At 72.2% G+C, this 26725-nt stretch carries 23 protein-coding genes and 1 pseudogene; 17 read left to right on the top strand and 7 right to left on the bottom strand.

Annotation, left to right across the window (positions count from 1 at the left end; genetic code table 11):
- Positions 1 to 117 precede the first annotated feature (117 nt).
- Together A3CE_RS0136935 and A3CE_RS0136930 are read right to left on the bottom strand one after the other, a co-directional pair.
- The gene (locus A3CE_RS0136935; protein WP_020638208.1) at positions 118 to 1011 is read right to left on the bottom strand and encodes an IS3 family transposase; all 894 of its coding nucleotides are present in this window, start codon (positions 1009 to 1011) and stop codon (positions 118 to 120) included.
- Complete coding sequence (locus A3CE_RS0136930) at positions 1008 to 1322, bottom strand: transposase (RefSeq protein ID WP_169523903.1); 315 nt, start codon at positions 1320 to 1322, stop codon at positions 1008 to 1010. The genes A3CE_RS0136935 and A3CE_RS0136930 overlap by 4 nt, the downstream gene beginning before the upstream one ends.
- A 326-nt stretch (positions 1323 to 1648) precedes the next feature.
- Between A3CE_RS0136930 and A3CE_RS0136925 the strand changes: the two genes are divergently transcribed.
- The 9 genes from A3CE_RS0136925 (at position 1649) to A3CE_RS0136885 (ending at position 9463) form a co-directional block, all read left to right on the top strand.
- Positions 1649 to 2914, top strand: coding sequence for an IS110 family RNA-guided transposase (locus tag A3CE_RS0136925; RefSeq protein ID WP_043792889.1), 1266 nt, complete (start codon positions 1649 to 1651; stop codon positions 2912 to 2914).
- A 180-nt stretch (positions 2915 to 3094) separates the two neighbouring features.
- On the top strand, positions 3095 to 3757 hold the full coding sequence (locus tag A3CE_RS0136920; RefSeq protein ID WP_020645132.1) for a TVP38/TMEM64 family protein: 663 nt from the start codon (positions 3095 to 3097) through the stop codon (positions 3755 to 3757).
- 118 nt (positions 3758 to 3875) lie between these two features.
- On the top strand, positions 3876 to 5576 hold the full coding sequence (locus A3CE_RS0136915) for a serine/threonine-protein kinase (protein WP_084641904.1): 1701 nt from the start codon (positions 3876 to 3878) through the stop codon (positions 5574 to 5576).
- Positions 5577 to 5629: 53 nt separating this feature from the next.
- Entirely contained in the window at positions 5630 to 5935 is a 306-nt protein-coding gene (locus tag A3CE_RS0136910; protein WP_026469218.1) for a hypothetical protein, read from the top strand.
- 19 nt (positions 5936 to 5954) lie between these two features.
- Complete coding sequence (gene msrB, locus A3CE_RS0136905; protein WP_020645129.1) at positions 5955 to 6377, top strand: peptide-methionine (R)-S-oxide reductase MsrB; 423 nt, start codon at positions 5955 to 5957, stop codon at positions 6375 to 6377.
- A gap of 89 nt (positions 6378 to 6466) precedes the next feature.
- Positions 6467 to 7366 (top strand): TIGR04222 domain-containing membrane protein, encoded by a 900-nt coding sequence (locus A3CE_RS0136900; protein ID WP_020645128.1) that lies wholly within the window; start codon positions 6467 to 6469, stop codon positions 7364 to 7366.
- A gap of 66 nt (positions 7367 to 7432) precedes the next feature.
- Entirely contained in the window at positions 7433 to 8335 is a 903-nt protein-coding gene (locus A3CE_RS0136895; RefSeq protein ID WP_020645127.1) for a TIGR04222 domain-containing membrane protein, read from the top strand.
- Positions 8328 to 9128 carry an MbnB/TglH/ChrH family RiPP precursor modification enzyme gene (locus A3CE_RS0136890; protein ID WP_020645126.1) on the top strand — a complete coding sequence of 267 codons (801 nt, stop codon included), beginning with the start codon at positions 8328 to 8330 and terminating at the stop codon, positions 9126 to 9128. Before A3CE_RS0136895 ends, A3CE_RS0136890 begins: the two co-directional genes overlap by 8 nt.
- Complete coding sequence (locus A3CE_RS0136885; RefSeq protein ID WP_020645125.1) at positions 9125 to 9463, top strand: SCO6045 C-terminal-like domain-containing protein; 339 nt, start codon at positions 9125 to 9127, stop codon at positions 9461 to 9463. Before A3CE_RS0136890 ends, A3CE_RS0136885 begins: the two co-directional genes overlap by 4 nt.
- A 17-nt stretch (positions 9464 to 9480) precedes the next feature.
- Here A3CE_RS0136885 and A3CE_RS0136880 read toward each other — a convergent pair whose 3' ends face one another.
- The 4 genes from A3CE_RS0136880 to hemE all read right to left on the bottom strand — a co-directional run bounded on the left by A3CE_RS0136880 (position 9481) and on the right by hemE (position 14128).
- The gene (locus A3CE_RS0136880; RefSeq protein WP_020645124.1) at positions 9481 to 10821 is read right to left on the bottom strand and encodes a CoA transferase; all 1341 of its coding nucleotides are present in this window, start codon (positions 10819 to 10821) and stop codon (positions 9481 to 9483) included.
- Positions 10822 to 10835: 14 nt separating this feature from the next.
- On the bottom strand, positions 10836 to 11528 hold the full coding sequence (hemQ, locus tag A3CE_RS0136875) for a hydrogen peroxide-dependent heme synthase (protein WP_020645123.1): 693 nt from the start codon (positions 11526 to 11528) through the stop codon (positions 10836 to 10838).
- Between the two features lie 120 nt (positions 11529 to 11648).
- On the bottom strand, positions 11649 to 13052 hold the full coding sequence (gene hemG / locus A3CE_RS0136870; RefSeq protein WP_020645122.1) for a protoporphyrinogen oxidase: 1404 nt from the start codon (positions 13050 to 13052) through the stop codon (positions 11649 to 11651).
- Positions 13049 to 14128: a uroporphyrinogen decarboxylase gene (gene hemE / locus A3CE_RS0136865; protein ID WP_026469217.1), complete on the bottom strand. Its 1080-nt coding sequence runs from the start codon at positions 14126 to 14128 to the stop codon at positions 13049 to 13051. The genes hemG and hemE overlap by 4 nt, the downstream gene beginning before the upstream one ends.
- Before the next feature lie 87 nt (positions 14129 to 14215).
- Here hemE and A3CE_RS0136860 point away from each other — a divergent pair, with 87 nt between their 5' ends.
- The 3 genes and pseudogenes from A3CE_RS0136860 to A3CE_RS0136850 all read left to right on the top strand — a co-directional run bounded on the left by A3CE_RS0136860 (position 14216) and on the right by A3CE_RS0136850 (position 17555).
- Complete coding sequence (locus A3CE_RS0136860; protein ID WP_026469216.1) at positions 14216 to 14779, top strand: DUF3000 domain-containing protein; 564 nt, start codon at positions 14216 to 14218, stop codon at positions 14777 to 14779.
- A gap of 739 nt (positions 14780 to 15518) precedes the next feature.
- Positions 15519 to 16236, top strand: a pseudogene (locus A3CE_RS0136855) (response regulator).
- 98 nt (positions 16237 to 16334) lie between these two features.
- Positions 16335 to 17555 (top strand): ribonuclease D, encoded by a 1221-nt coding sequence (locus A3CE_RS0136850; RefSeq protein ID WP_020645119.1) that lies wholly within the window; start codon positions 16335 to 16337, stop codon positions 17553 to 17555.
- A gap of 234 nt (positions 17556 to 17789) precedes the next feature.
- Here the strand turns inward: A3CE_RS0136850 and A3CE_RS0136845 are convergent, their stop codons facing one another.
- Complete coding sequence (locus A3CE_RS0136845; RefSeq protein WP_026469215.1) at positions 17790 to 18455, bottom strand: TetR/AcrR family transcriptional regulator; 666 nt, start codon at positions 18453 to 18455, stop codon at positions 17790 to 17792.
- 180 nt (positions 18456 to 18635) lie between these two features.
- On the opposite strand from A3CE_RS0136845, the gene A3CE_RS0136840 reads away from it, so the two are divergent.
- The 5 genes from A3CE_RS0136840 to A3CE_RS0136820 are packed head-to-tail and all read left to right on the top strand — an operon-like array spanning position 18636 to position 26725.
- On the top strand, positions 18636 to 20120 hold the full coding sequence (locus A3CE_RS0136840) for an amino acid permease (RefSeq protein WP_020645117.1): 1485 nt from the start codon (positions 18636 to 18638) through the stop codon (positions 20118 to 20120).
- Complete coding sequence (locus A3CE_RS0136835; RefSeq protein WP_020645116.1) at positions 20117 to 20950, top strand: urea amidolyase associated protein UAAP1; 834 nt, start codon at positions 20117 to 20119, stop codon at positions 20948 to 20950. The genes A3CE_RS0136840 and A3CE_RS0136835 overlap by 4 nt, the downstream gene beginning before the upstream one ends.
- Positions 20947 to 21582 (top strand): urea amidolyase associated protein UAAP2, encoded by a 636-nt coding sequence (locus A3CE_RS0136830; protein ID WP_020645115.1) that lies wholly within the window; start codon positions 20947 to 20949, stop codon positions 21580 to 21582. Before A3CE_RS0136835 ends, A3CE_RS0136830 begins: the two co-directional genes overlap by 4 nt.
- The gene (uca, locus tag A3CE_RS0136825) at positions 21579 to 25124 is read left to right on the top strand and encodes an urea carboxylase (protein WP_020645114.1); all 3546 of its coding nucleotides are present in this window, start codon (positions 21579 to 21581) and stop codon (positions 25122 to 25124) included. The genes A3CE_RS0136830 and uca overlap by 4 nt, the downstream gene beginning before the upstream one ends.
- Positions 25121 to 26725 carry an allophanate hydrolase gene (locus A3CE_RS0136820; RefSeq protein WP_020645113.1) on the top strand — a complete coding sequence of 535 codons (1605 nt, stop codon included), beginning with the start codon at positions 25121 to 25123 and terminating at the stop codon, positions 26723 to 26725. The genes uca and A3CE_RS0136820 overlap by 4 nt, the downstream gene beginning before the upstream one ends.

The following is a 26725-nucleotide window of genomic DNA, read 5'->3' as shown; positions in this document are numbered from 1 at the left end:
ATCGCGCCCCTCGGCGCTCACGAAAGTGCCCGCTCACCGGAGGTCCTGAATGACTCATTCAGGTCACCGGAGGTCCTGGGCTTGCCCCGTTTGGGCAGACAGGGTCGATGAGTGAGATCAGGCTACCTGAGGTTCGGTAGCCGGGTGAGTGGTTGTTTCGTAGGCGCTGGGGCTGAGGTAGCCGAGGCTGGAGTGCCGGCGGCGGGTGTTGTACCAGCCTTCGATGTAGCTGAAGATCGCCTGGTGAGCGCGGGTTCTGGTCGGCCAAGGTTGCCGGTCGAGCAGTTCGGTTTTGATGGTCGCGAAGAACGACTCGGCCACCGCGTTGTCCCAGCACTGGCCTGTGCGACCGACCGAGAGCCGGACGCCGGCGTCGGTGGCGGTGCGGGCGAACTGGGCGGAGGTGTACTGGCAGCCGCGGTCGGAGTGGAAGATCACCCCGGGAGCGGGGCGGCGCTGGGTGAGCGCATCACGCAGGGCCTGGTCGATGAGGTCGGTGCGCAGGTGGTCGGCGGTGGCCCAGCCGATGACCTTGCGGGAGGCGAGGTCGATCACGGTGGCCAGGTAGAGCCAGCCTTCCCAGGTGGGGATGTAGGTGATGTCGCCGCACCACCGCGTGTTGATGTTCTCGGGGTGGCAGGTGAAGTCGCGGGTGATCAGGTCCGGGCGGGCCGGGGCGGCGGGGTCGGCGATGGTGGTGGTGCGCCATCGTTTCGGTGTCCGTCCGGCCAGGCCTGCTTGGCGCATCAGCCGGGCGACGCGTTTGCGGGCATGGCGGTGGCCTTGGGCCTGCAGTTCGGCGTGCACCCGCGGTGAACCGTAGGTGCCGCGGGACTCCTCGTGCACTTGCGCGATGTGGTCGGTCAGGGCGGTGTCGGTCAGTTCGCGGGCGGACGGGCCTGCGCGGTGGGTGTAATAGGCGGCACGGGAGACCTTGAGCAGCGCGCAGGCACGCTTGACAGTGCCCTTGCCGCTGGCGTTCTCCGCCTCGATGAACGGGTAAACGTTCACCGGGTCTCCTTCGCGAAGAAAGCTGTCGCTCGTTTGAGGATTTCCACGTCTTCCCGCAGCCGTGTGTTCTCTTTCCGGAGGGCGGCGAGTTCGGTCTTGTCGTCGCTGGTCAGCCCGTCGGTGCGGGTCCCGGCGTCGCGTTCGGCCTGGACGATCCACTTGCGGACCACTGAGTCGGTCAGCTCGAAGTCCCGGACCACCTCCGGGACGGTTCGCTCGCCGCGCTGCACCAGCTCAACGATCTGCGCTTTGAACTCAGGTGTGAACACCCGCCGGGGTCGTTGACGGGCGCGGGGTTTCTTCTTGGCCACGGGTTCCATGATGAGGGACATCCGTTCTCAGGGGCTTGCGTCCCTGATGAGAGGTGTCCGCCAAACCGGGTCAAGCCCAGTCCTGAATGAGTCATTCAGTCGTCGGTGTCCCTGGCGGGACGTCCGTGCTGGGGTGAAAATCGTGTCTGGTCGCCTGTGTGACGTCGTGTGTCCTTGGCGCTGGGTCGAGGCCGTCATTCAGTCTGACGCTGGGAGTTGTTGAGGGTCCTGCATTGTTGCTTCGAGCACGCGAGCCCGGCTTGGCTTGCATCCCCTGACTCCCCAGGCGACCACCTGTCGGTGGTGTGAACCGAAGCGAGGTGATCATGGAAGAGGTGGATGAACTCGACCAGATCGTCGACCGGGTGGCCGGCCTGGATCTGGGCAAGACCGGCCTGGTCGCGTGTGTGCGGGTGCCCTCAGACCGGCCGGGCCGGCGTCAGCAAGAGGTCCGCTCCTACGACACGTTCTCCCGGTCGTTGCTGGAGCTGGCGGACTGGTTGCGGGCCGAGCGAGTGACCCGGGTGGCGATGGAAGCCACCAGTTCCTACTGGAAACCGGTGTTCTACCTGCTGGAAGCCGAAGGGTTCGAGTGCTGGCTGCTCAACCCCAGACACGTCAAGCACCTGCCCGGCCGCCCGAAGACCGACACCCTCGACGCGGTCTGGCTGGCCAAAGTCACCGAACGCGGGATGTGCCGGCCCAGCCTGGTCCACCCGGCCCCGATCCGGGCGCTACGGGACCTGACCCGGTATCGGCGCACCTTGATCCGTGACCGCACCCGGGAACGGCAGAGGCTGGAGAAACTGCTGGAAGACGCCCAGATCAAACTCTCCAGCGTGATCAGCGACATCCTCGGTGTCTCCGGCCGGGAGATGCTGGAGGCCATGATCGCGGGCAACCGGAACCCGCGGGTGCTGGCGCAGCTGGCCCGGACCCGGATGCGCACCAAGATCGGTGTCCTGGAGGAGGCGTTGACCGGGCACTTCACCGATCATCATGCGTTCCTGACCCGCACGATGATCGACCGCATCGACCAGGTCGGTGCCGATGTCGAGAAGGTCAACGCTGCGATCGAGGAGGCGATGGCCCCCTTTCGCGCTGAAGCGCGGCGGCTGGATGAGATCACCGGGATCGGGATCCGCTCCGCCCAGGAGCTGATCGCCGAGATCGGGGTGGACATGACCCGGTTCCCCACCCCCGGGCATCTGGTGTCGTGGGCCAAGTTCGCCCCGATCGTGCACCAGTCCGCCGCTGTCACCCGCAACGGTTCCACCGGCAAAGGCAATCCCTGGCTGGCCGGGACCCTCGGCGAGGTCGTGGCTGGGGTGTCGCGCACCCACACCTTCCTCGGTGAACGCTACCGGCGCCTGGCGCGCCGCCGGGGCAAGAAACGCGCCATCGTCGCGGTCGGCAACTCGGTCCTCAAGATCGTCTGGCATGTGCTGGCGGACCCCGACGCCCGTTACCAGGACCTCGGCGAGGACCACTACCTGTCCCGGCATACCACCGTGCGGCGCCGCCGCACCCTCATCCGCGACCTCGAACTCCTCACCGGCCAACACGTCACCCTGCAACCCCACGCCGCCTAACGTGTGTCACCCCGGGCCCCGGCTCCGCTGCGCTACGCCGGGGGCGCTGCCGCGCGCCCACGGTCACCTCGATTTACGAGCCAGGACACCGGAGGTCCTGAATGAGTCATTCAGGACACCCGGCCACGGGCTGCCGGAGGTGCCGGGGGCCGCTCACCCGCGGCCGGTAGGCTCGAGTGGGTGTCCGGCCGCACCAAGCTGATCGTCGCGCTCGCCGTGCTCGCCGCCTTCGCGGCGGCCGCGGTGCTGCTGCCGATCCCCGGTCCGGCCGACCTGCGGGCCTGGGCCGCCGCCACCGGCCCCGCGACCCCGCTCGTGCTGTTCGTCGCCTATTCGCTGCTCACCGTCGCGCCGATCCCGCGGACGGTGTTCAACCTCGCCGCCGGCCTGCTCGTGGGCACCGCGGCCGGGATCGCGATCGGCCTGGTCGCCACCACCATCGCGGCGGGCCTGTCCTTCGGCCTGGCCCGGCTGCTCGGCCGCGACCTGGTGACCCGGCACCTGCACCGGTCCGCGGTGAAAACGGTCAACGACCGCCTTTCGGACGGCGGCGTCCTCGCCATCACCTCGCTCCGGGTCATCCCGGTGGTGCCGTTCGCACCGTTCAGCTACCTCTGCGGGGTATCCTCCGTGCGGCTCACCCCGTACCTGGCCGGTACGCTGCTCGGGAGCGTGCCCGGCACGGTCGCCGTGGTCGTCCTCGGCGACGCCCTGACCGGCGACACGCCGCCGGCGCTGCTCGCCTGCTACGGCGTGTTCGCGCTGGCCGGGGCGATCGGGCTGGTCAAGGTGTTCAAGAAGCGGGCGCCGGCCGAACCGGAGCCCGCCCGACCGGCTGGCTGACGCGAACAGCACACGGCCGACCGCTACACTCGATCGGGTGCGCGAAGCGGAAACGCGCTGAGCAGGGCCACCATCACCGGGAATTTCGTCAGGAGCAGTCGCCATCGACACCGGTCAGCTGATCGCCGGGCACTACCGCCTCGTCGAGCACATTGGTAGCGGTGCCATGGGAGTGGTGTGGCGCGCGACCGACGTGCGCCTCGAGCGCACCGTCGCGATCAAGCAGATCCTCCCCCAGCCGGGCGTCTCCGAGCCCGAACGCGACAACATGCGCCAGCGCGCCATGCGCGAGGCGAAGAACGCGGCCCGGTTCCAGCACCCGAACGCGATCGTGGTGTTCGACATCGCCGAGCACAACGGCGATCCGTGCCTGGTGATGGAGTACCTGAACGGGCCCAGCCTCTCCACGATCCTGGCCGAGGAGGGCACCCTCCCGCTCGGCCGGATCGCCCGGATCGGCGAGCAGGTCGCGTCCGCGCTGGTGGCCGCGCACCGCGCCGGGATCGTGCACCGCGACGTCAAGCCGGGCAACATCCTCATCGACGAGACCGGCACCGCGAAGATCACCGACTTCGGCATCTCCCGCGCGGCCGGCGACATGACGCTGACGGCCACCGGCCTGATCGGCGGCACGCCCGCCTACCTGGCGCCCGAGCTGGCCCGCGGCGCCGACCCGGTGCCCAGTTCCGACGTCTTCGCCCTCGGCGCGACCCTCTACCAGGCGATCGAGGGCACCACGCCGTACGGCAACACGACCAACCAGCTCGCGCTGCTCTACGCGGCGGCGAACGGCCAGATCAACCCGCCGGTGCAGGCCGGGGCGGCCACGGCGCTGCTGATGAGCCTGCTGCGCAGCGAGCCGGCGGAGCGGCCGAGCATGGCCGAAGCCCGCGAGCGGCTGGCCGCGCTGGCCCGGACCGAGCCCGGCGGCATGGCGACGTCGCCGCCGCTGCTGTCCGGCGGCGCGGGCCGCAAGCCCGCCGCGCCCGCGGACGGCGGCGAGCGGCCGCCGTGGCAGCGCAGCGACAACCAGGCGCCGTCGTCTCCGCCGGTCGGCACCCCCGTGCCCGCGAACAAGGCCCCCGACCAGGCCCCCAACCAGGCCCCGAACAAGGCGCCGTCGAACCCGCCGCGCCCGACCGCGGCGTTCATGCCGATGCGGTCGCCCGCCGCTCCGCCGAACACGCCGCCCAGACCGATGCCCGCGGCCTCGCCGACGGCCAGGGCTCCCCAGTATTCGCCGAACACCCCGAAACCGGACAACAAGCGCAAGTACGCGCTGTTCGCCGGGGGCGGCGCCGCGGTCGTCGTGGTCGCCGTCATCGTGTTCCTGGTGCTGAACTCGGGCGGCGGCGGGGGTGCGGCCAACAACCAGGCCGGCCAGTCGACGTCCAGCGCGCCCAGTGCCACCGGGGCGACCTCGAAGACCAAGTCCTCCAGCTCCGTCCCCGCCGGCCCGGTCGGGGACACCGGGACGGACGGCAAGGTCACCAACGTCGGCGCGGCCGGTCAGCTCGTGGTCAACTTCTTCTCCGACCCGGCGTCGAACTGGAGCAAGCTCACCCCGGCCGCCCAGTCCGTCTACGGCAGCGAGCAGCAGTTCCAGGCCTATTGGGCCACGAACAAGTCCAACATCCAGGGCTTCAAGAAGGCCAACGCCGACTCGGGCCGCAACGAGGACGACGGCTCGCTCGTCATCAACATGGATCTCAACGACCAGCAGCGCCGCCCGTTCCGGATCGTGATGGTCGGCGGCCAGATGCTCATCGACAGCAGCACCAAGCTCGACGGGTCCACCGGCGCCACCTCCGGCCAGTGAGACGTGACGCGCCGCTAGTGGGCTGACGAGCGCCGATGGCCTACCGTGGTGGCATGGCCGACGACGGAGCTTCGCTGCCGGGCCAGAATCCTCGCTTCCACGAGGACCTGGTCGGCCTGGACCCGTACGACCCGGAGGCACTCGCGTTCGCCGAGCACCTCGACCGCATCGAACGCTGCGGCCCGAACTACACCATCGAGGCCGCGCTGGACGGCGTCGCCGACTTCGCCGACTCGAGCAACCGCCTAGGCGGGCTGCGCTACTGGGTGTCGGCCCTGATCGTGGTGCTCATCGTGCTCGGCGTGATCGTGGCCGCATGGGACATCGTGGTGCACGCCCTCGCCTGGCTCGCGGCGTAACGTGGATCGGGTGAAAGGTATGAAACCCGTTGTCGGCGCGACCCCACGCGTCGTGAAGTCCGAACAGGAATGGCGGGCGCAGCTCAGCCCGGACGAGTACGCCGTGCTCCGCCAGGCGGGGACCGAACGGCCGTTCACCGGTGAGTACACCGACACCAAGACCACCGGCGTCTACGAGTGCCGCGCGTGCGGTGCCGAGCTGTTCCGCAGCGACACCAAGTTCGAAAGCCACTGCGGCTGGCCGTCGTTCTTCGACCCGGCGGACTCCGATGCCGTGCTGCTGCGCGAAGACCGCGCCATGGGCATGAAGCGGATCGAGGTGCTCTGCGGCTCCTGCCACAGCCACCTCGGGCACGTCTTCGAGGGCGAGGGCTACCCGACCCCGACCGACCAGCGGTACTGCATCAACTCCATCTCACTGAAACTGGTCTCCGAGTCGTAAAAACCGCCGTCCTAAATCCTCCTTAAGCGAGCAACCCGCCGCCCTTCCTCGAACGTGGTCTCCGCACACGGACGAGGGAGGGCGGACTCATGACCGACACCTGGGGCATTCCCGGACCGGTGTTCACGGGCCTCTACCTGGGCCTCCTGCTGGCGGTGGCGCTGTACGGCGTGATGCGCGCCCGGCGGCTGTCGCAGGGGGACGGCGTAGCCGCGCCGGAGCGACCCGAGGAATTCGCGCTGCTGGCCGGCGGGCGTCACCGGCTCGGCGAATTCGTCGTCGCGACGCTGCTGGAGCGGCAGCTCGTCCGCCTCGACAGCACCGGCAAGCTGCACCGCGTCGGCGACACGGCGCCGGACGACCTCGGCCGCGCCGCGCTCGTGCGCATCGGCAAGACCGGGAATTCGGTCACCCGGGTGGCCGACGACGTGGGGCAGCACTCCTCGGTGGCCGGGCTGGAAGCCGGGCTGGTCGCCCGCGGCCTGCTGACCGACGTCCGGGCGGTCCGGCTGGTCTGGGTGACCACGGCGGTCGCCTACTTCGCGCTGGGCGTGCTCGGCGTGTCCCGGCTGATCGCCGGCTCGGCGACCGGGCACCCGGTCGGTTACCTGATCCTGCTGCTGGTGCTGAACACCGTCGCGGCCATCGTCACCACCGCCGGTGCCGCGAACCGGCCGCAGATCAAGATCACCGCCGCCGGGCGCGCCGCCGCGGAAAAAGCCCGTCGCGCCAGGACGCTCACGGCCGGGGTGGCCGGCACCGTCGCGTCCCGGGGCCTCGACGGGCACCCCGACAAGGACATCCGGCTGGCCGTCGGCCGGGCCGTCCGGCAGGCGGCCGCGCAGGTGTACCGCCGTCCCCGCAGCACCCACTGGGCGAGCGCCGGTGGCGCCGCCGGCTACTACGGCGGCGGAGGCAGCTCCTGCGGTGGTGGGGGCGGCGGCTGCGGGGGTGGCGGGGGTGGTGGCGGCGGGGGCTGCGGCGGTTGAAACGCCGCCGCGAGCGCTTGCGTCTCACAGCTACGGTAACCGCGACACACTGAGGGGAGACGGGCGATGACCGACCCGTGGGGCATTTCCGGACCGGATTTCGTGGTCCTCTACATCGCGTTGCTCGGCGCGGTGCTGCTGGTCCGGCTCGTCGTGTCCGGGATCGCCGGCGCCCGGGCACTGCGGGCCGGCCAGGCCCGGCCCTGGCCGCCGCCGACCGTCTACCAGCTCGCCTTCCTGGCCGGCGGCCCCGACCGGGCGACCGACGCGGCGGTCGCGGCGCTGGTGGACCGCGGCCGGCTGCGGGTCAACAGCTACAAGCAGGTCAGCCAGGCCGGGGCACGGCCGTCCGAGCCGCTGGAGCAGGCCGTCTTCGACGCGGCGCAGCTGAAGACGACCTCGACCATCCGGGGGTACGTCCGCGGTTCCGCGGCGATGCGTGCCCTGGAGGACAGCCTGGACCGGCAGGGCCTGCTGGCGTCCACCGCCGGGAAGCGACAGGCCAGGACGTTCGGGCTGGTCCTGCAGCTGGCCGTGCTGGTGCTGGGGGTGGTGCGGCTGGTCAACGGCCTCTCGCTCGGCCGTCCGGTCGGGATCCTGGTCTTCCTCGTGCTGGTCGCGGCCGTGCTGACGGTGGTCGCCGCGGTGAGACGGACGAAGACCGGTGCCCGGCAGCCGTCGGCCGGGGGTCACCGCGTGCTCGGCCAGGCGCGCGCGGCGGCGTCCGGGCCGGTCCCGGCCGGGATGCTGGCCGGCGGCGTGCTGCTCGGCGGCGCGGCGGCCGCGGTCGCACTGGGCGGCTGGGCGATGTACCCGGACGAGGAGATCAGCGCGGCGCTGATGCCGCCGGCGGCGTCGTTCGGCGGCGGCGGTGGCTCTTCGGGGTCGTCCTGCAGCAGCGGGTCGTCGTGCAGCAGCGGCTCGTCCTGCGGTGGTGGCGGCTGCGGCGGAGGTGGTTGCGGTGGGTGAGCTGGGCATCGGGATCGGCTGGCGGCACGAGCTCGACCTGTCCATCGCGCGCCTGCCGGGCGTGGACTGGGTCGAGGTCGTCGCGGAGAACCTGCACGCCGACCACCTCCCGGAGACGCTGGTGGCGCTGCGGCGGCGTGGCCTGCCGGTGCTGCCGCACGCCGTCTCGCTGTCCCTCGGCGGGGCCGAGCCGCTCGACACGGGCCGCGTCCAGCACCTCGCGGAGATCGCGCGGGCCCTGGACGCGCCGCTGGTCAGCGACCATGTGTGCTTCGTGCGCGCCGGCGGGCTCGACTCGGGGCACCTGATGCCGGTGCCGCGGACGAAGGAGGCCCTCGACGTGCTGGTGGCGAACGTCCGGCTGGCCCAGTCCATCGTGGACGTCCCGTTCGCGCTGGAGAACATCGCCGCGGTGCTCGACTGGCCGGACGCCGAGCTGACCGAGGAGCAGTTCCTCACCGAGCTGACCGAACGGACCGGCTGCCGGCTCATCATCGACGTCGCGAACCTGTACGCCAACGCCCGCAACATCGGCACCGACCCGGCGGCGTTCCTTGACGGAATCCCCTGGGAGCGGCTGGCGTACGTCCACATGGCGGGCGGCATCGAGCGCGACGGCGTCTACCACGACACCCACGCGCACCCGGTGCTGCCGGAGGTGCTGTCGCTGCTGACGGAACTCCGCCGCCGCACGGACCCGCCGGGAGTGCTGCTGGAGCGCGACGACGACTACCCGTCGGACGACGAACTGGCGGCGGAGCTGGCCGCGTTGCGAGCGGCGGTGACGCCGTGAGCCGCGAGGAGCTGGCCCGCCGGCAGGCGGAGCTGCTGCACGCGCTCCTGGGGGACGGCCCGCCCCCGCCCGGCTTCGACGCTTCGCGGCTTCGCGTCGAAGCGAACGTGCTGCGGCGCAAGCACGGGCGGGTGCTGGCGAATCAGCGCCCGGAGCTGGCGGAGACGCTCGGGGATCGATTCGGGCCGCTGTTCACGGAGTTCAACGCGGGACGGCCGAAGAAGGCGGCGGAGCGGTCGGGAGCGTACGCGGACGAGTTCGTGACGTGGCTGATCGAGCGCGGCCACCTGCCGAAGCCGAAGCGCGGCTTGCGAGACCGCCTTCGCCGTCGCTGAGCCCAAGCAAACTCGCGTCAGGGAGTCCAGGTCGGTTTGTCGACACCGGGCAGCCGCGTCCCGAAGTCCCAGTGCGGTTCCGCGCCCGGCAGCCCGCCCGCCATCCGGACCCGGGTCAGCCGGCCGTACCCGCTGTCCGCTTCCTCCATCAAGTCGCCGTAGCCGACGTCCACAGCGGCAGGGTCCTTGCGCCCCAAGGAATCCAGCCACCGGCCCGTGCCGGCCAGCGACAGGCGCGCCCGCCACGTGCCGCCGTCGGTGACCTGGCGGCGCAGCGCCGTCATCACCGCCGCCGCCGCCAGCCAGCCCGTTGCGTGGTCCAGCGCCTGGACCGGCAGCGGCGACGGCCCTTCCGCGGACCACGCCATGCCGTTCGCCATCTGGACCAGGCTGTCGAACCCGCGACGCCGCGCCCACGGGCCTTCCCACCCGTACGCGCTCAGGTCCGCGATCACCAGTCCCGGCCGCAGGGCAGCCAGCTCCGACGGCCCGAAGCCGATGCGGGCCAGCGCGCCCGGCCGGAACGACTGCACCAGCACGTCCGCGCGGCTGATCAGCTTCTTCAGCCGCGCGCGGCCGCCCTCGGTGTCCAGTGCCACGAACGCCGAGCGCTTGCCCTGGTTCGTGTCCCGCACCAGCGCCTCGACCCGTGGCAGGTGCGCCGCGCCGACGTGCAGCACGTCGGCGCCGTGCGCGGCCAGCACCCGGCCGGCCACCGGCCCGGCGAGCACGTGCGTCAGCTCCAGCACCCGGATCCCGCCCAGCGGCCGGTCCGAATAGAACAGAGTCCGCTTGGGAGCGTCGTCGATCAGGCCCAGGTCCACCAGCGGCAGTGAAGCGACTGCCGCGCCCTGCGGGTGCCCGGCCCAGTCCGACGGCGACCGCAGTTCGGCGGCCGCTCCCCCGGCGGAGACGACGGCGTGCTCGACCTCCCGCGCGCCGCGCCCGGCAACCGCCTTCGCGACCGCGCCGCGGCTCCCGGGCACGCCGAGCCCCCAGCACACCGCCGCTTCGTGGCGCGGGTAGTTGGCGTGCAGGCGCACCCAGCCGTCGGCCGCGCGGTAGTCGCCCGACAGCGGCGCCCAGACCGGCTCGGCGCCGACGCCGTCCACCCGCAGCAGCTGCTCGCTGTGGAACGCCGCCGCCGCGTGCCGCGTGTCCGCCGTGACGACGCCCGGCTCGATCTCGCGCAGCTTCAGCATTTCGCCGGCCGCCAGGGTCGCGGCGGCCACCGAGGCGGAAGCCGCCGCGGCCACCCGGTACGGCCCGGGCAGCACGTCCTCGGTCCCGGTCAGCTCGAAGGGTCCCGGCTGGGACCCGGTGAGGGCGTGCCAGACGCCCTCCACGACCTGGCGCACTGTCGTCGTGGGCACTACGGGAGAGCCGCGACGAGCTCGGCGGGCGGCACGCGCGTGCCGGTGTAGAACGGGATCTCCTCGCGCACGTGCAGCCGCGCCTCGGTGCCGCGCAGGTGCCGCATCAGGTCGACGATCCGGTGCAGCTCGTCGGCCTCGAAGGCGAGGATCCACTCGTAGTCGCCGAGGGCGAACGACGCGACGGTGTTGGCGCGCACGTCCGGGTAGTCGCGGGCTTCCTTGCCGTGGTCGGCGAGCATCTTGCGGCGGTCGGCGTCCGGCAGCAGGTACCACTCGTAGGACCGCACGAACGGATAGACGCAGATGAACTTGCGGGCCTCTTCGCCGGCCAGGAACGCGGGGATGTGGCTCTTGTTGAACTCGGCGGGCCGGTGCAGCGCGGTCTGGCTCCAGACCGGCGTCGACGCGCGGCCGAGCGGCGTCCGGCGGAAGCCGGCGTAGGCGGCCTGGATCTGTTCGATCTCTTCGGCGTGCCACCAGATCATGAAGTCGGCGTCGGCGCGCAGCGCGGCCAGGTCGTACACACCGCGGACGATGACGCCCTTGGCCTCGAGCCCGTCGAGGTACTCCGTGGTCTCGCGGCCGGCCGTCCCGCGGTCCTCACCCAGCTTGCCCGGCTCGATCCGGAAGACCGACCAGGTGGTGTACCGGATGGTGTCGTTGAGCTCGTTGTAGTTGACCCGCGCCATGACTCCATCCTGTCACCGCGGCCACCCGGCCGCCCCCACGGGTCAGGTGAGGACACTCACGGAAAGGCCGTGAATGGCACATTGAGGGACTTGAAGTCCCTCAATGTGCCATTCACGGCCTTACGCACTCGTCAGGTGGGCCGCGATCCGCTGCGCGGCGGCGTCCGCGGTCGCGACGCAGGCGGGCAGCCCGACGCCGTGGAGGGCGGCGCCCGCGACCGCCAGCCCCGGCACCTCCGCGACCGCTTTCTCGATCCGCTCGACGCGCTCGAGGTGCCCGGGGCCGTACTGCGGCAGCCCGCCGCCCCAGCGCGTCACCAGCGTCTCGATCGGCGCCGCCCGCACGCCGGTCAGCCGGGCGAGGTCGTCGCGGACCACGCGGACCAGCTCGACGTCGTCGGCCTGCAGCACGCCCAGGTCGCCGAAGCGCCCGACCGAGCCGCGGACGAACACCGGCCCGGTGGACAGGTGCGCCCACTTCCGCGAAGAGAACGTGAACGCCTTCGCCGCGTACGGCACGCCGGAAGCGTCTCGTTCGCCCTGGCCGATGAGGATCCCCGAAGCCTCGGGCAGCCGCGTGCCGGGCGGGAGCGCGAGCGCGACGACGGCCATCGACGCCAGCTCCACCTCGCCGAACGCCGCCGAGGCCGCCGGGACCGGGTCGGCCAGGAGCCGGCGGGCCGACGGCGCCGGCACCGCGAGCACCACCGCGTCGACGTCCTCGGTGTTGTCCGCCGGGGCGTGCGCGGTCGGCGCGGCGCCGATGCGCAGCCGCCAGCCGGTGCCGTGCCGCTCGATCTCGCAGACCGGCAGCCCGGTCCGCAGCTCGGCGCCGGAAAGGTCGGTGAGCCGGTCGATCACCGTGCCCAGGCCGCCGGGCGCGGTGCCGAACACGGGCGCGGCCGACGGGTTGGCCGGGAGCTGTGCGGCGGCCGCCGCGGTCAGCGACCCCGCGCCCGCGGCCACCGCCGACGCCAGGCCCGGCATGGTCGCACGCAGGCCGAGGCCGTCCGCGCCGCCCGCGTAGACGCCGCCGAGCAGCGGGTCGACGAGCCGGTCGACGAGCTCGTCCCCGAACCGCGAACGCAGCAGCGGCCCCAGCGGCACGTCCCCGCCCGGCAGCCGCAGCTCCGGCAGCGACGGCTCGGCCTCGACGGCCTTGCGGCCCGCTTCCGACAGGACCCCGGCGACCGACTCCGCCGACGCCGGCACGCCCATCACCGTGCCCGGCGGCAGGCCGGTCACCGTGCCGCCGGCGTGGATCTTCGCGCGGGCCTTCGTCGGGTTGACGACTTCGATCCCCAGCTCGCCGGCCAGCGCGAGCATCTCGGGACGGCGGACGAGGAACGCCTCGGCGCCGACGTCGTAGGGCACCCCGGCGAGCTCGACTGTGCGCAGCTTGCCGCCCGGCGTCCGGGTCTTCTCGAACACGACGATTTCGCAGGCGTCGCCGAGCAGCCGCCGCAGCCGGTACGCCGCGGTCAGCCCGGAAACGCCGCCCCCGACGACCGCGACGCGCTTCACAGCTCGTGCACCAGCCCGGCCACGCGGGTCAGGACGTCCGGGTCGACACCCGGCAGGACGCCGTGGCCGAGGTTGAAGATGTGGCCACCGGCCGCCTTGCCTTCTTCGACGATCCGCCGGACCTCGGCCTCCAGCACCGGCCAGGACGCGTGCAGCAGCGCCGGGTCGAGGTTGCCCTGGACGATCGCCTTCCCGCCGAGGCGCCGCACCGCCTCGTCCAGGGGGATCCGCCAGTCGACGCCGACGACGTCGGCGCCCGCGTCGCGCATCGCGGCGAGGAGCTCGCCCGTGCCGACGCCGAAGTGGATCCGCGGCACGCCGTAGGACGCGACGCCTTCGAGGACCTTCGCCGAATGCGGCAGCACGAACTCGCGGTAGTCCCGCTCGGACAGCGCGCCGGCCCAGGAGTCGAACAGCTGGATCGCGTCGACGCCGGCGTCGAGCTGCGCCCGCAGGAACGTCAGCGCGACGTCGGCCAGCCGCCCGGCCAGCTCGTGCCACAGCGCCGGTTCGGAGTGCATGAGCGCCTTGGTGTGCTCGTGGTTGCGGCTCGGGCCGCCCTCGATGAGGTAGCTGGCCAGCGTGAACGGCGCGCCGGCGAAGCCGATCAGCGGGGTCCCGCCGAGCCGCTCGACGAGCAGCCGGACGCCGTCGGCGACCTTCGAGACCTGGTCGATCTCCAGCTCCGGCAGCGCTTTCACGGCGGCGAGGTCGCGCACCGGCGCGGCGGCCACCGGGCCGGTGCCGGGCACGATGTCGATGTCGACCCCGGCGGCCTTGAGCGGCACCACGATGTCGCTGAACAGGATCGCGGCGTCGACGCCGTGGCGGCGGACCGGCTGCAGCGTGATCTCGGCGAGCATCTCGGGGTCGAAGCAGGCGTCGAGCATCGGCACGCCCTCGCGGAGGGCGCGGTACTCGGGCAGCGAACGACCGGCCTGGCGCATGAACCAGACGGGCGTGCGCGCCGGGCGTTCGCCGCGCGCTGCGGCCAGGAACGGGGCTTCGGGCAGCTCGCGGCGGCCGGACGTGGCAGTTGGCTGCGGCAAGGGCGGCAAGGGCGTGGTCGGAGACATCGCCGCAATCGTGCCACGTGCCCGGACGGGCCGTTCTCTCGGCGCGCCTGCGCCCGCAACAGGGCGTGCCCGCCTTAAAGTCGATGCGTGACCGCGATGACGCCAGTGCCCGAGCTCTTCCGCGAAGCAGTCGCGGCGCTGCAGTCCGTCCGGCCCCGCCGGGAGGTGCTGCTGGAGCCGATGCGCCCGCCGCAGCGGCTCGCGCCGTGGTCGTACGCGGTCAGCTGCGAAGTGGCCGGCCCCGCCGACGTGCTGGCCTCGGGCCGGCTGGTCCTGCTGCACGACCCGGACGGCCAGGACGGCTGGGACGGCGTGCTGCGTCTCGTCATGTACGTGCGCGCGGAGCTCGACCGCGAACTGGCCACCGATCCCTTCCTGCCCGGGGTGGGCTGGTCGTGGCTCACCGACGCGCTCGAGGTGTCGGGCGCGAGCTGGAAGGCCCTCGGCGGCACGGTGACCGAGACGTCGTCGGCCCGCTTCGGCGACATCTCCGGCCCGGCGCGCACCGACGACCTGGAGCTGCGGGCGTCGTGGACGCCGGCGGACGCCGCGCTGCTGCCGCACGGGCAGGCCTTCTGCCAGGTGATGGCCAGCGTCGTGGGCCTGCCGCCGGTCGGCGTGACCCTCTTCGGGCAGCGGCAGAGCTCCTGATCCCCCGGCCGTCCGGGCGGTCTTCGGCAACGAAACGGCAACGGACGGCCGCCGCCGGCCGCTCCGGAACCGCCCTTTGTACGAATGTGAGCAAATTCAGCTTCCGCTGAACGCCGTCCAACCGCACCCGTTCGGACGCCTGTGGACGCCGCTGCGCACGCGGGGCGGTCCACCCGATGGGGGAACCCCGGGCTTCACCTCGACGTTCCTGAGGCTGATTCACGTCCCCGGCGGGCATCCCCGTTCGTGACACGAGGTGGTCACGCACCGCAACAAGATCAACTTGCCGCGCCGGCCGCGGACACGCGCCCCGAACGACACGGACAGTCACCATCCGCGGCCGGAAAACAGGCCGCCGGGCCGCCGCCGGGAAGTTGATCATGCCCCGGCCGGGGCCACATTCCGGGTGCCTTGGGCACCCATCCGGCCCCCCGCCACTAGGCGCACCGGAAGCTGCACGCCTCATCTGCACGGCCATTTGGACGCCGGTAACTTCATAGCATCGTGTTCGCTGGGCTATCCGTTAGCAACCCGCCGTGTACTAGCCCGATCGTGTTACTTCGAACCCACTGAGTGACTGTTCGTTTGAGATAGATACCCATTCGATCCCCCCGCAACGGCCTCGGGGCGGCTACAGTGCCTTCGACGACACCACTTTCGGTCTAAAGCTGGCGCGGCTGAACGGCCGAAGGTCCCGGTGCCGGTCGGGGGGCACGACCGACTCCAGGGAGGTAGTGACGTGGCTACCGTCGGCATTTCTCAGGCCGTCCGATCCACGCCAGCCGGCGCGTTGCCGGCGAGCATGGTTCCGCATCCGCGGGAAGAGCTCTTTTCCGTGTTGGTGGTCGACGACCACCCGCTGTTGAGGGAGGCAATCGCAGCAAGACTCGCACAAGATGGGTGCGGGCACCGTCCACGAAGCCGCCACGGTGGCCGAGGCGAGGGCGCGAGCACAGGCCACTGGGCCTTGTGACCTGGCGATCCTCGATCTCGGACTGCCGGACGGCAGCGGCATCGAGCTGGTTACGGAACTCCGTAGCCACGGCTGGCCGCGCGTGGTGGTCCTCGCATCCTCGGACGACCCGTACGCGGTCCGCTCGGCCTTCCAGGCCGGGGCCCAGGCGTACCTGCTGAAGTCCGCGTCGCCGGTCGTCGTGACCGATGGCGTGCGGCGTGTGCTCGAGGGCGGCGTTTACGCCGACCCGAGCGTGGCTCCGGTGCTGGCCACCGGGACCCGCGTCGCGGGCACCGACAACACCCCGCGCGAGCTGTCCGCTCGTGAGGTGGAGGTGCTCCAGCTGGTCGCCGACGGGCAGTCCAACAAGGAGATCGGCGAGGAGCTTTCGCTCTCCGCCCTCACCGTCAAGTCCCACCTCTCCCGGATCGGGCGCAAGCTCGGCACGGGCGACCGGGCACAGATGGTGGCACTGGCCATGCGAGCCGGCGTCATCCGCTGACGAAAGCACACCTCCCTGCGGGGCGGGCGGACCAGGCGCGGTAAGCCCGTCCCGTAGGGTCGTCAACCATGGGAAGCACAGAGGCCGAGGACACCGGGATGGAGATCGAGTCCACGGGCGGCCCTGTGCTGCTACGCGAACCCGCCGAGGGCACGCCCCCGGTGGTCACGGATCCGATCGCGCTGGCCGAGGCCTGCGCGAAGCTCGCCGCGGGCACCGGCGCGGTCGCCGTCGACACCGAACGCGCGTCCGGCTACCGGTACTTCCCCAAAGCCTATCTCGTGCAGCTGCGCCGCGAAGGGTCCGGCACGGTGCTGATCGACCCGGTCGCCGTGGACGACCTCGCCCCGCTGCGCGAAGTCCTCAACTCCCTGGAGTGGGTGCTGCACGCCGCCTCCCAGGACCTCCCCTGCCTCGCCGAGCTGGGCCTGCGCCCGGCCGCGCTGTTCGACACCGAGCTGGCCGGACGGCTGGCGGGCTACGAACGCGTCGCGCTGGGGACGCTCGTCGAGCTGCTGCTCGGCTACACCCTCGAGAAGGGGCACAGCGCGGCCGACTGGTCGAAGCGGCCGCTGCCGGTCGACTGGCTGAACTACGCCGCCCTTGACGTCGAGCTGCTCATCCAGCTGCGCGAGAAGCTGGAAGCGGAGCTGGGCGCCCAGGGCAAGCTGGAGTGGGCGCGGCAGGAGTTCGAGTTCGTGCGGACGGCCCCGCCGCCGCCCCCGCGGGCCGAGCCGTGGCGCCGGACGTCCGGCGTGCACAAGATCCGCAGCCCCCGCGCCCTCGCGGCGGTCCGCGAGCTGTGGCAGGCCCGCGACGAGCTGGCCCGCAAACGCGACCGCGCACCGAGCCGCATCCTGCCGGACAGCGCGATCATCAACGCGGTGACGGCGGACCCGAAGACGGTCGAGGAACTGCAGGCGCTGCCGGTGTTCAGCGGCCGGGTCCAGCGCAAGTACACGGCGAGCTGGCTGCGCCACCTGCAGGCGGCCCGCGCCCTCCCCGCTTCCGAACTGCCGTCGCCGGCCCAGCCGACGGACGGCCCGCCTCCGGTGAACCGCTGGGCGGACAAGGACCCGGACGCCGCGGCCCGCCTGTCGGCGGCCCGCGCGGCCCTGACGGCGATCGCGGAGGACCGCCGGCTGCCGGTGGAGAACCTCCTGCTGCCGGACCTGGTCCGCCGCACGTGCTGGCGCCCGCCCGCGGAGACGGACGAGGACGCGGTGGCGGAAGTCCTGCAGGCGGGCGGGGCCCGGCCGTGGCAGGTGGGGCTGACGGTCACGGCGCTGAGCAAGGCGCTGCAGACCGTGGCTTCCTGAGGCGCCTCAAGAAGCTTCCCCCCGTCCTCTCCTGCAGAGACCCGGCAAAGTCGCGCGGTTCGGCGGCTCGCCGGAGGTCTTGAATGACTCATTCAGGACCTCCGAAGACCTGAATGAGTCATTCACGACATCGCAGCAGCAGCCGACTTTGCCGGAACCCTGGCCTCTCCCGCACCCAATGTGGCATTGGGTGCGTCCAACGCACCCAATGCCACATTTGGGGTTCGGGGCCGGTCAGTCGGTGAGCGTCGCCAGCAAGGCGTGCGCCTCGGCGCGCAGTTCCGCCGACGGCTCACCCAGCCCGACCAGCCGGACCACCCCGTCGGCCCCCTCCCGCACGTGGGCCTCGACGTCCAAAGCCGGGTCGTCGCGGCGGATCACCGCGATGCTTTCCACCAGCCCGAACACCAGGTCCGTCCGGATCGCCACCGCGTCCGGCGCCACGCCCGAAGCCGCCACCAGGCGGCCGTAGGCCGCCTTCAGCTCCGCGCGTTCCGTGCGGAAGCGGGCCAGGTTGGGTGAGCCGACCTCGGGCAGCAGGTACAGCGCGCCCAGGTTGTGGCGGGCTCCGCCGAGCAGGCCGATGTCCGCGTACGCCAGCGCCCACAGCCGGACCGCCGCCGGGGCCTCGCCGGCCACCAGCCGGGCCGCCAGGGCCAGTGACGGGCGGACCGTCTCGGCCAGCAGCGCCGCGAGGATGTCTTCCTTCGCCGGGAAGTGGTAATAGAGCGACGCCTGGCGCAGTCCCGCGCGTTCGGCGATCGCTCTGGTCGTCGTGGCCGCGTACCCGGCTCCGGTGAACAGCTCACCCGCCGCGTCGAGCACCGCCTGGCGCGCGTCCGGGCGGTTCGCCGCCGCTCCGCTCGCCCTCGGCCTGCCTACTCCCGACCCTTTGCCCACGGATGTGATCTTGCCAGGTCCGCGGCCACGACACGCGCACGGAGGTGCGGTTACGCCCGGATGTCGTCATTGACACCGTGTCGATGCCGCCGTTAACGGACCCCTAACACGGCGGAGATCATCGCGTCGCGGTGAAGACCTAATTTCTGTCAAGCGATCGAAACCAGGTCAGGAGCGCGCATGACCCCACCCGACGAACTCGCCGCCTTCGGTTACCGCCAGGAGCTTCGCCGGTCGCTGGGCGGGTTCTCCGCCTTCGCCGCCGGCTTCTCCTTCGTCTCCATCCTCACCACCGTCTTCCAGCTCTTCGGCTTCGGCTACACCTTCGGCGGGCCGCTCTTCTTCTGGACGTGGCCCGTCGTCCTGGCCGGCCAGCTGCTCGTCGCGCTGATGTTCGCCGAGCTCGCCGCGCGCTACCCGCTCGCCGGATCCGTGTACCAGTGGGCGAAACAGCTGTCGAAGGGGTTCCTCGGCTGGCTGGCCGGCTGGATGATGCTCCTCGGCTGCATCGTCGCCCTCGCGGCCGCCGCGATCGCGCTGCAGGTCGTACTGCCATCGGTGTGGGACGGCTTCCAGCTCGTCGGCGGCGACCCGTCGGTGACGTCGCCCTCGGGCGCGGCCAACGCCGTGCTGCTCGGCACGCTGCTGCTCGTCTTCACCACCGCGGTGAACGCCGGCGGGGTCCGGCTGATGGCGCGGATCAACGACGTCGGCGTGGCGGCCGAACTCGTCGGCGTCGTGGTGCTCGTGACCGGGCTCGGGCTGTTCGCCGTGCGGGGCCCGCAGGTGGTGCTGCACGACGCCCCGGGCACGAGCGCCGGCATCGGGGGCGTGCTCGCTTCGGCACTTATGGCCGCGTACGTCCTCTACGGCTTCGACACCGCCGCATCGGTCGCGGAGGAGACGAAGGACGCGCGCCGGGCGGCTCCGCGGGCGGTGCTGCGGGCCGTGCTCGTCTCCGGGATCGGCGGCCTCGCGGTGGTCGTCACCGCGCTGATGGCCGCGCCGAGCCTCACCGACGGGCAGCTCGCCGGCCACGGCCTGCCGTACGTGATCACCGCCGTCTTCGGCGACACGCTCGGCCGGGTCTTCCTCGCCGACGTCGCGGTCGCCGTCGTGGTCTGCACCCTGACCATCCAGACCGGCACCGTCCGGCTGATCTACGCGATGGCCCGCGACGGCGCCCTTCCCGGGTCCACCCGACTTTCGTCGGTGAGCCCGCGCACGGGGACGCCGGTCGCACCCGCGCTGCTGTCCGGTGCCCTGGCCATCGGGCTGCTGCTGCTCAACGTCGGCAACCCGACGCTGTTCAGCACGATCACCGGGACGTCGGTGGTGGTCGTCTACCTGGCGTACCTGCTGGTCACCGGCCCGCTGCTGGTGAACCGGCTGCGCGGGCGGTTCCCCGCGGAGGCCGGCCGGTTCTCCCTCGGTCGCTGGGGCGTCGCGGTGAACGTGGCGGTCGTTCTCTACGGAATCGGCATGATCGTGAACATCGCCTGGCCCCGTGCGGAGATCTACGATCTCTCCGGTTCGGGCTCCCCCTGGATGCTCTTGTTCCCGATAGAGTTCGTCGGCGGCGCGCTGGTGATCGGCCGGCTCTGCTGGCTGCGGCTGCGTCCCGCTCCCGCCCTCGAACCCGCGCTCTCAGAGAGGACGCCATGAGCACCACCGCGACGACCTACGGCGCTCGCGACCACGCCCGCGCCCAGGCAGGCACCGTCGTCGACACGATGCCGTCGATCCCGGCGAGCACTTGGCCGTCAACCCCGCCCGGGGTCGCGCCCGAGGCGCTGACCTGGGCCGAGACCGTGGCCGGCGGCGGGTACACGCACAAGGTGCTGGCCCGGGGCACGCGGCTGCGGCTGACCGACGTCGACGGCGACGCCTGCGCGCACCTGCTGCTGTTCAACGCCGACCAGCCGTGGGAACGGCTGAACGTCGCCGACACGGTCAAGGTGCAGTGGAACGCCTACCTCGGCGAGTCGGTGGCGCTGCTGTCGGACCAGGCGCGGGTGCTGGCCACGATCGTCGCGGATTCCAGCGGGCGGCACGACGCCCTGTGCGGAACGTCCACTGTGGACGAAAATACGGCGCGCCACGGCAGCGGGTCCCCCGAAGGCCCCTCCCCCGCCGGGCTCGCGCTGTTCACCTTGGCGGCGGCGAAGAACGGCCTGGAGCCGCGCGACCTGCCACCGAGCCTGTCGCTCTTCCAGGGCGTGCGGGTCCAGCCCGAAGGCGGGCTGGAGTTCACCGGCTCCGCGGGCGCGGGCAAGGCCGTCGACCTGCGGATCGAGATCCCGGCGATCGTGCTGGTGGCCAACGTGGCGCACCCGGTCGACCCGCGGCCCGATTACACGGTGACCAAACTGGAGGTCCTCGCCTGGCGAGACCGTCCATCCACACCGGACAGTCCGGAATGGACGCACAGTCCGGAGGCGCGGCGCGCCTTCGAGAACACCGCCGACTACCTCACGGCCCGGGGGATCGCATGAGCACGGCGTACGAGTCCCGGCTGGAAATCAGCTACGACGTCCCCGCGCGGGCGCCGTTCTCCACGGTCCTGAAGCGGGGCCAGGAGCTGACGATCGTCGACCTGGGCGGCAACCAGGCCGTCGACTTCCTCTGCTACGACGCGAACGACACCGCCAAGCGCTACAGCGCGGCCGCGACGATCGCCGCGCAGGGCAACATCTTCCTGACCACGGGCAGCGTGCTGCGCACCCAGGAAGGCGCCCCGCTGCTGACCGTCGTCGCCGACACCTGCGGGCGCCACGACACGCTCGGCGGCGCGTGCAGCAAGGAGTCCAACAGCCTCCGCTACGGCCAGCACACCCGTCACCAGCACGCCTGCGTCGAGAACTTCCTCATCGAGGGCGCCAAGTGGGGCCTGGGCAAGCGCGACCTGGTCAGCAACGTCAACTGGTACATGAACGTGCCGGTCGAGGCGGACGGCACCCTCGGCATCGTCGACGGCATCTCCGCGCCGGGCCTGGAGGTCCGGCTGCGCGCGGAGACCGACGTGCTCGTGCTCGTCTCGAACTGCCCGCAGATCAACAACCCCTGCAACGGCTTCGACCCGACGCCGGTGCGGCTGGTCGTCACCTCCTCCGGAGGCGGCGAGTGAGGCTGCTCGTCGCCAACCGCGGCGAGATCGCGGTCCGGATCCTGCGCAGCGCCAAGGAACTGGGTCTCGAGACCGTCGCGGTGTACTCCGACGCCGACCGCCTCGCCCCGCACGTGCGGCTCGCCGACCGGGCCGTCCGGCTCGGCCCGGCGCCCGCCGCGGAAAGCTACCTGCGAGGCGAAGCGATCATCCAGGCCGCGCTCGACACGAGCTGCGACGCGATCCACCCCGGCTACGGCTTCCTCTCGGAGGACGCGGCGTTCGCGCGGGCCTGCGAGGACGCCAAGATCGCGTTCGCCGGGCCGTCCCCGGAACACCTGGAGGTGTTCGGCAGCAAGCACACCGCGCGTGAAGCGGCGATCGCGGCCGGCGTGCCGCTGCTGGCCGGCACCGGCCTGCTGTCCGATGTGGACGAAGCGCTGGCCCGCGCCGAAGGCATCGGCTACCCGGTGATGCTCAAGGCGACCGGCGGCGGAGGCGGGATCGGGATGCGCGCGTGCGCGTCCCCGGACGAGCTGCGCGCCGCATGGGAGACCGTGCGCAGCGTCGCGGCCAAGAGCTTCGCCAGTTCCGGCGTCTTCCTCGAACGGCTGGTGACCCGCGCGCGGCACGTCGAGGTCCAGGTGTTCGGCGACGGCCTGGGCGAGGTCCTGGCCCTGGGCACGCGCGACTGCTCGCTGCAGCGGCGCAACCAGAAGGTCGTCGAGGAGTGCCCGGCACCGGACCTGCCCGACGCCGTCCGGAAGCACCTGGTTGAGTCCTCCGTCGCGCTGTGCTCGTCAGTGCGGTATCGCTCGGCCGGCACCGTCGAATATGTCTACGACGCCGAGCGCGGCGAGGCGGCGTTCCTTGAAGTCAACACCCGGTTGCAGGTCGAGCACCCGGTCACCGAGGCGGTCTACGGCGTCGACCTCGTCGCCTGGATGCTGCGGCTCACCCAGGGCGACCGCGCGATGTTCCGCGCGGTGCCGGTCGCCCGCGGGCACGCCGTCGAGGCACGCGTGTACGCCGAGGACCCGAGCGCCGGGCACCGGCCGAGCGCGGGGCTCGTCACCCGGGTCACGCTGCCCGGAGACACCCGCGTCGACACCTGGGTCGAGCCGGGGACCACCGTCACCACGCACTACGACCCGTTGCTGGCCAAGGTGATCTGCACCGGCACCGACCGCGAAGACGCCCTGGCGAACCTGCGGGAAGCGCTCGCTTCGACCCGGGTCGACGGTGTGCGGACGAACCTCGGGCAGCTGCGGGCCGCGGCCGCCGACGCCGCCTTCGGCTCGGCGACGCACGACACGTCCACTTTGGACGAAGTCGAGGACGCGGAACCGCGGATCGACGTCGTCCGCGGCGGGACGATGACGACCGTGCAGGACTGGCCGGGCCGCACCGGCTACTGGCCCGTCGGGGTGCCGCCGAGCGGCCCGATGGACGACCTTTCGCTGCGACTGGGCAACCTCGCGCTGGGCAACCCGGAAGGCGCGCCCGGCCTGGAGTGCACTGTGGACGGCGTCACGCTGCGGTTCTCGCACGCCACCGAGGTGTGCGTCACCGGCGCGCCGACGACGGTTCTCGTCGACGGCACCGAGGTTCCGTCATGGACACCCGTCGAAGTCCCCGCGGGCGCGACGCTCGACGTCCGGGCCTGCACGGCCGGATTGCGCAACTACGTCCTGGTGCGCGGCGGCATCGACGTGCCGGAGTTCCTCGGCAGCGCGGCGACCTTCACGCTGGGGAAGTTCGGCGGCCACGGCGGCCGCGCGCTCGCCGCGGGCGACGTCCTGCAGCCCGGACCGGCCCCCGCGGACCCGGTCGTGGGGCCGGTCGCGGAAGCCGACCGGCCGGCCTTCGATCCTCATTGGACGGTCGGCGCCCTCGAAGGACCGCACGCGGCACCGGAGTTCTTCACCCCCGAAGACGTCGACACGTTCTACGCCACCGACTGGCAGGTGCACTTCAACTCGGCGCGCACCGGCGTCCGGCTCGTCGGGCCGCGGCCCAAGTGGGCGCGGGCGGACGGCGGCGAGGCGGGCCTGCACCCGTCGAACATCCACGACACGCCGTACGCGATCGGCGCCGTCGACTACACCGGCGACCTGCCGATCCTGCTCGGCCCGGACGGGCCGAGCCTGGGCGGGTTCGTCTGCCCGGCGACGGTCGCCACCGGCGAGCGGTGGAAGCTCGGGCAGCTGCGGCCGGGCGACACCGTGCGGTTCGTGCCGATCGGCACCGACCACGCGGCCGCACTGCGGACGCGGCCCGCGTCGGCGATCGAGCCGAGCCGGACCGCGCGCCACGACGGCGGTGTCCTGGCGCGGCTGCCCGAGGCCGACCCCGAGTCCGACAGTGAGCCGTCGGTCACCTACCGCCGCAGCGGGGACGACAACCTGCTGGTCGAGTACGGCGAGATGAAGCTCGACCTGGCGCTGCGGATGCGGGTGCACGCGCTCGCGGAACGGCTCGCCGCCGAGGGCGTGCCGGGGATCGTCGACCTGACACCGGGCATCCGGTCGCTGCAGGTGCACGTCGACCCGGACTCGCTGCCGGTCGGCAAGGCGCTCGGGCTGGTCCGCGAGCTCGAGCGGGACCTGCCGCCGACACACGCCCTCGTGGTGCCGAGCCGCAGCGTCCGGCTCCCGCTGTCGTGGGACGACCCCGCGACGCGCGAGGCGATCGAGCGGTACATGACCGGCGTGCGCGACGACGCGCCGTGGTGCCCGTGGAACATCGAGTTCATCCGGCGCGTGAACGGGCTGTCCAGTGTGGACGACGTCTACCGGACGGTGTTCGACGCCGAATACCTCGTGCTGGGCCTCGGCGACGTCTACCTCGGCGCGCCGGTCGCGACGCCGCTGGACCCGCGCCACCGGCTGGTCACGACGAAGTACAACCCGGCGCGGACGTGGACCGCGGAGAACTCCGTCGGCATCGGCGGCGCCTACCTCTGCATCTACGGCATGGAAGGGCCGGGCGGCTACCAGTTCGTCGGCCGGACCGTCCAGGTGTGGAACAGCTGGCGCGGCGGCGACCAGCCGTGGGCACTGCGGTTCTTCGACCGGATCTCCTGGTACCCGGTGTCGGCCGAAGAACTCCTGGACCTGCGGGCCCAAAGCGCGTCCGGGAAGCTGGAACTTGACACCACCGAGGGGTCTTTCGCGCTGGCGGACTACCAGAAGTTCCTCGCGGACAACGCCGGGAGCATCGCCGGATTCCGGGCGACGCAGGCGGCGGCGTTCGAGGCGGAACGGCAGGCGTGGGCCGCGGCGGGCGAGTTCGACCCGAAGCCGGAGCCGGTCACCCGGCCGCCGGCGCGGGTCGAGGCGCCCCCGGGCGGGCACGTCGTGGAGGCGCCGTTCGCGGCGACGGTGTGGCGGGTGGACGTCACGGCGGGCGAGCGCGTCGAAAATGCGCAGTCGCTGGTGACCTTGGAGGCGATGAAGACGGAGGCGCGGATCCCCGCGCCGGCCGGCGGTGAGGTGGTCGAAGTGCTCGTGTCCCCCGGCGACCAGGTCGCGCCCGGCACCCCGCTGGTGGTGCTGGGATGACCGCGATCGAGGAGCGGGTGCGGGCCGCCTACCGGCGCATCGAGCAGGTGGACCGGCCGGAGATCTGGATCGACCTCCGGCCGGAAGCCGACGTCCTGGCCGAGGCCGCCGCGCTGGAGGAACGCGGCTTGCCGCTCTACGGCAAGCTTGTGGCGGTCAAGGGCAACATCGACGTCGCGGGCCTGCCGACGACGGCGGCCTGCCCGGCGTACGCGTACAAGCCGGAGACCGACGCGCCGGTCGTCGCCCGGCTGCGGGCGGCCGGGGCGCTGGTGCTCGGCACGACGAACCTGGACCAGTTCGCGACCGGCCTGGTCGGGACGCGCAGCCCGTACGGCGCGGTCCGCAACGCCGTGGACCCGGCTTACGTCTCCGGCGGATCCAGCTCGGGATCGGCGGTGGCGGTCGCGCTGGGCATCGTCGATCTGGCGCTGGGGACGGACACCGCGGGCTCGGGCCGGGTGCCGGCGGCGTTCAACGGGATCGTCGGGCTCAAGCCGACACCGGGCCTCCTGCCGACCGAGGGCGTCGTCCCCGCGTGCGCGAGCATCGACTGCGTGTCGCTGTTCGCGCGGACGGTCGAGGAGGCGTCGTTCGCGCTGACCTGCCTCGCCGAACCCGCCCAGGTCCACACGGGACGCTTCCGGCTCGGCGTGCCGTCCCCGGACCAGCTGGGCCCGCTGGCGCCCGGCTGGGCCGAGGCGTTCGAAGCCGCGGTGTCGGACTACGCCACGACAGGCGCCGAAGTGACCACTGTGGACATTTCGGCGTTCCTGGAGGCGGCCCGGCTGTTGTACGGCGGCGCGTTCGTCGCCGAGCGGTACACCGCGGTCGGCGAGTTCATCGACGCCCGCCCGGACGCCGTCGACCCGATCGTGCGGTCGATCATCAGCCCCGCCCGGGACATCCGGGCGCACCGGCTGTTCGCCGACCAGGAGACGCTGAGGGACCTGCGGGCGGAAGCACTCGCCGCACTCGCCGGCGTCGACGCGCTCCTGGTCCCGACGACGACCGAGCACCCGACTCTGGCGGAGGTCGCGGCGGACCCGGTCGCGGTCAACGCACGCCTGGGCCGGTTCACCAACTCGACCAACCTGTTCGGGCTGTCGGCGTTGGCGGTTCCCGCGGGCACGGTGGCCGGGCGCCCGTTCGGCGTGATGTTCCTCGGTGCCCCGCACGACGACCTGAAGCTGGCCGCCTTGGCGGGACTGCGGAGTGAAAGGGTCCCGATCGTGGTGGTCGGCGCACATCTGCGGGGTCAGCCGCTGAACCACGAGCTGACCTCCCGCGGCGGCCGGTTCGTGTCCGAGGTTTCGACGGCGCCTGCGTACCGGTTGTACGCGCTGGACACCGTGCCGCCGAAGCCGGGACTGGTGCGGGTCGCGTCCGGCGGTGTGTCGGTGGCCGCGGAGGTCTGGGAGCTGCCGCCGCGGGGTTTCGGCGAGTTCGTGGCCGGGATCCCGGCCCCGCTGGCGATCGGGAAGCTGGAACTGGCGGACGGCCGGTCGGTATCCGGCTTCCTGTGCGAACCGGCAGCTACGGAAGGCTCGGAGGACATCTCGGCGAAGGGCGGCTGGCTGGCCCACCTCGGCGCGCGGTAA

Source organism: Amycolatopsis balhimycina FH 1894 (assembly GCF_000384295.1).
In the GTDB taxonomy this organism is placed as follows: domain Bacteria; phylum Actinomycetota; class Actinomycetes; order Mycobacteriales; family Pseudonocardiaceae; genus Amycolatopsis; species Amycolatopsis balhimycina.
The sequence above is the reverse complement of the archived record's forward strand: the minus strand, read 5'-3'. Positions and strand labels throughout refer to the sequence as shown.

Coding starts and splice junctions, on each gene's coding strand:
- A3CE_RS0136840 (WP_020645117.1), top strand. CDS start 18,636: ATGACCCCACCCGACGAACTCGCCGCCTTCGGTTACCGCCAGGAGCTT.
- msrB (WP_020645129.1), top strand. CDS start 5,955: ATGAAACCCGTTGTCGGCGCGACCCCACGCGTCGTGAAGTCCGAACAG.
- hemE (WP_026469217.1), bottom strand. CDS start 14,128: ATGTCTCCGACCACGCCCTTGCCGCCCTTGCCGCAGCCAACTGCCACG.
- A3CE_RS0136900 (WP_020645128.1), top strand. CDS start 6,467: ATGACCGACACCTGGGGCATTCCCGGACCGGTGTTCACGGGCCTCTAC.
- hemQ (WP_020645123.1), bottom strand. CDS start 11,528: ATGGCGCGGGTCAACTACAACGAGCTCAACGACACCATCCGGTACACC.
- A3CE_RS0136830 (WP_020645115.1), top strand. CDS start 20,947: ATGAGCACGGCGTACGAGTCCCGGCTGGAAATCAGCTACGACGTCCCC.
- A3CE_RS0136895 (WP_020645127.1), top strand. CDS start 7,433: ATGACCGACCCGTGGGGCATTTCCGGACCGGATTTCGTGGTCCTCTAC.
- A3CE_RS0136925 (WP_043792889.1), top strand. CDS start 1,649: ATGGAAGAGGTGGATGAACTCGACCAGATCGTCGACCGGGTGGCCGGC.
- A3CE_RS0136835 (WP_020645116.1), top strand. CDS start 20,117: ATGAGCACCACCGCGACGACCTACGGCGCTCGCGACCACGCCCGCGCC.
- A3CE_RS0136910 (WP_026469218.1), top strand. CDS start 5,630: ATGGCCGACGACGGAGCTTCGCTGCCGGGCCAGAATCCTCGCTTCCAC.
- A3CE_RS0136820 (WP_020645113.1), top strand. CDS start 25,121: ATGACCGCGATCGAGGAGCGGGTGCGGGCCGCCTACCGGCGCATCGAG.
- A3CE_RS0136850 (WP_020645119.1), top strand. CDS start 16,335: ATGGAGATCGAGTCCACGGGCGGCCCTGTGCTGCTACGCGAACCCGCC.